At 59.4% G+C, this 2,288-nt stretch carries 3 protein-coding genes and 1 pseudogene; 1 reads left to right on the forward strand and 3 read right to left on the reverse strand.

Translation table 11 applies throughout. From position 1 onward, the window contains the following. Window positions 1-375 precede the first annotated feature (375 nt). Window positions 376-612: an Lrp/AsnC family transcriptional regulator gene (locus ACXJ7R_RS30385; protein ID WP_095085044.1), complete on the reverse strand. Its 237-nt coding sequence runs from the start codon at window positions 610-612 to the stop codon at window positions 376-378. A gap of 242 nt (window positions 613-854) precedes the next feature. Between ACXJ7R_RS30385 and ACXJ7R_RS30390 the strand changes: the two genes are divergently transcribed. After that, window positions 855-1,274, forward strand: a complete 420-nt coding sequence (locus ACXJ7R_RS30390) for a DUF4864 domain-containing protein (RefSeq protein ID WP_457155045.1) — start codon at window positions 855-857, stop codon at window positions 1,272-1,274. An 11-nt stretch (window positions 1,275-1,285) separates the two neighbouring features. Here ACXJ7R_RS30390 and ACXJ7R_RS30395 read toward each other — a convergent pair whose 3' ends face one another. Further along, complete coding sequence (locus ACXJ7R_RS30395; RefSeq protein WP_457155046.1) at window positions 1,286-2,011, reverse strand: SDR family NAD(P)-dependent oxidoreductase; 726 nt, start codon at window positions 2,009-2,011, stop codon at window positions 1,286-1,288. A gap of 65 nt (window positions 2,012-2,076) precedes the next feature. Continuing rightward, a pseudogene (locus ACXJ7R_RS30400) lies at window positions 2,077-2,288 on the reverse strand (tRNA guanosine(34) transglycosylase Tgt); the annotation flags it as partial.

Below are 2,288 nucleotides of genomic sequence, written 5' to 3' on the forward strand. Positions count from 1 at the left end.
CGGTAAGCCTGGCCGGATCCTGCTCCTTCAGCCAGCGATCATAAGCCGAATACGGTCTTCTCAATCCGGAGACTTCCGGAAGCATTTCATCGAACGCTGCCAATCGCATACTCCCCTGTGACACCATTTCACTGGCGTCGCCGGAGAAAATCAAGCGCAATCGGTGATTTGAGGGATACGGACGACCAGTATGTGGCGGCTGCCCAAAATTAAGGCAGCTGAAATATGCCCTTGGTCAGGCTTTGCCTCGTGGTCAGGCAGGCGCGTTCAGCAGCTGAAGCACGGTCCCAAAAAGTGGAACCCAGCTTAGGAGAAGGTCATGCTCAAACACTGAGATAGAACCCCATCCCGATTCTATCGGGGATGGAACGGGCTCTAGAAGGCGCGGAACGTGACGACGGTGAAAGTGTCCTTGATACCGGGGAGTATCTGCACCTTCTCGTTGACGAAATGGCCGACATCTTCCTCGTCGTCGACGTAGAATTTGGCGAGCAGATCGTAGTTGCCGGCAGTCGAGTAGATTTCCGAGGCGATCTCGGCATCGGCAAGCGCGCTGGCAACCTCATAGGATTTGCCCAGCTCGCATTTGATCTGCACGAAAAACGCCCTCATGGCTTCGTCCCTAAACGTCCAAGTCCAAGCGGCCCTTCTGACAGACTGGAGGCGTGCTTTCAAGCGCCGGATAAATGCTCAGCCGGCTCGGGACCGGGCTAAGACTTCCCGCAACGCGCGGGGGGCGACACGAATGTTCGCCACCGATGAAACCGTGAAGCGCCGCCATGCGTATGTTAAAATGCCTCTTGGAATAGTTTTGGGGAGAGGCAGCTTTCTCAAGTGGGCAACGGAGACAGGCCATGCGCCGCATGTTTTTCGCATTCGCGTTCGTTCCACTCGTCCTGGCGTCGTCTGCGCTTGCCGGCGATGCCGAGGTCAAGGCGGCGCAAGCCGCCATCGACGGCCAGTTGAAAGCCTTCATCGCCAATGACGGCGCCGCCGCCTATAGCTTCGCCGCACCCAACGTGAAGCAGATCTTCCCGACCGTCGACACCTTCATGAACATGGTGACCAACGGCTACGCGCCGGTGCGCAACCCACAGACCTATTCTTTTGGCAAGGTCGAGGAGACGAGCCCGACCTCGATCATCCAGCAGGTGCTGATCGTCGGCCCCGACGGCAAGGATTATGAGGCTGTCTACACGCTGCAGCAACAGCCCGACGGCACATTCCAGATCACCGGCTGCAGCCTGCGCGCGTCGAATTCGCTAAGCACCTGAGACAGCCGACATCAGTAGCGCGCCCTGCCGCCCGACATATCGAATACGGCACCAGTGTTGAAGCTGCTCGAATCGGAACACAGCCAGAGCACCAACGCAGCGACTTCGTCGGCGGAGCCGAGCCGTTTCAGCGGGCTGGCGCCGATCATGTCGCTGACAACTTCATTGCCAAGGCGCCTGATAAGGTCGGTATCGATCGGACCGGGCGCTACGCAATTCACCCGAATGCCGGTGTCGCAAACCTCCCGCGACAATGCCTTGGTGAAAGCGATAATGCCTGCGCTTGCCGCCGAGTAGGCGGCAAGGTTCGGCAATCCCTCCTTGCCTGCAAGCGATCCCATGTTGACGATGCGGCCGTTGCCGACCTTGCGCATTATCGGCAGGACCTGATGCGTGACCTCGAACGTTCCGAGGAGATTGACACCGATAATGCGCTGCCACTCAACCGGCTCGAAGGCCTCAAAGCCGAGGTAGGGACCGAGATAGCCAGCGTTGTTGACGAGGATGTCGATCCGCCCCGCTCGGGCGACGATGTCAGCCAAGGCTTCCCTTATGTCGCCCGCCTTGGTGGCGTCGACCGTCTGGCTGTGAATTCCGGCAGTCGGCACTGGATCGGCGTCCCATACCCAGACGTCGGCGCCAGACCCTGCCAACTGTGTGGCCACGGCTCTGCCGATGCCCCGGGAGCCACCGGTTACGATCGCCGTCTTGCCGGCAAAGTCGTATGTCACGGCCATAGCCAATCCCTCGATTACAAATCTGCTCTTGGGCAGCCGATCCGTCAATCGCTGGAGACGCTGGACTATATGGCCGGGATATCGCCCCGAGCCCAACCTTCCGAAATCTCCGCCGCGCGTGCTTCGAAGGCATGTGCCTCGATTGCCGCACGGATGTCCTGCATAAGCTTCTGATAATACGAGAGATTGTTCCAGGTCAGAAGCATCGCGCCAAGTGCCTCCTGCGAGCGCACCAGATGGTGCAGATAGGCGCGTGAGTAGTCCCTCGCCGCCGGGC

The organism is Mesorhizobium sp. P5_C1 (assembly GCF_054049815.1).

What these genes read in the sequence shown, in the direction of transcription:
- ACXJ7R_RS30385 (WP_095085044.1), bottom strand. Translation starts at nt 612, where the DNA reads ATGAGGGCGTTTTTCGTGCAGATCAAATGCGAGCTGGGCAAATCCTAT.
- ACXJ7R_RS30390 (WP_457155045.1), top strand. Translation starts at nt 855, where the DNA reads ATGCGCCGCATGTTTTTCGCATTCGCGTTCGTTCCACTCGTCCTGGCG.
- ACXJ7R_RS30395 (WP_457155046.1), bottom strand. Translation starts at nt 2,011, where the DNA reads ATGGCCGTGACATACGACTTTGCCGGCAAGACGGCGATCGTAACCGGT.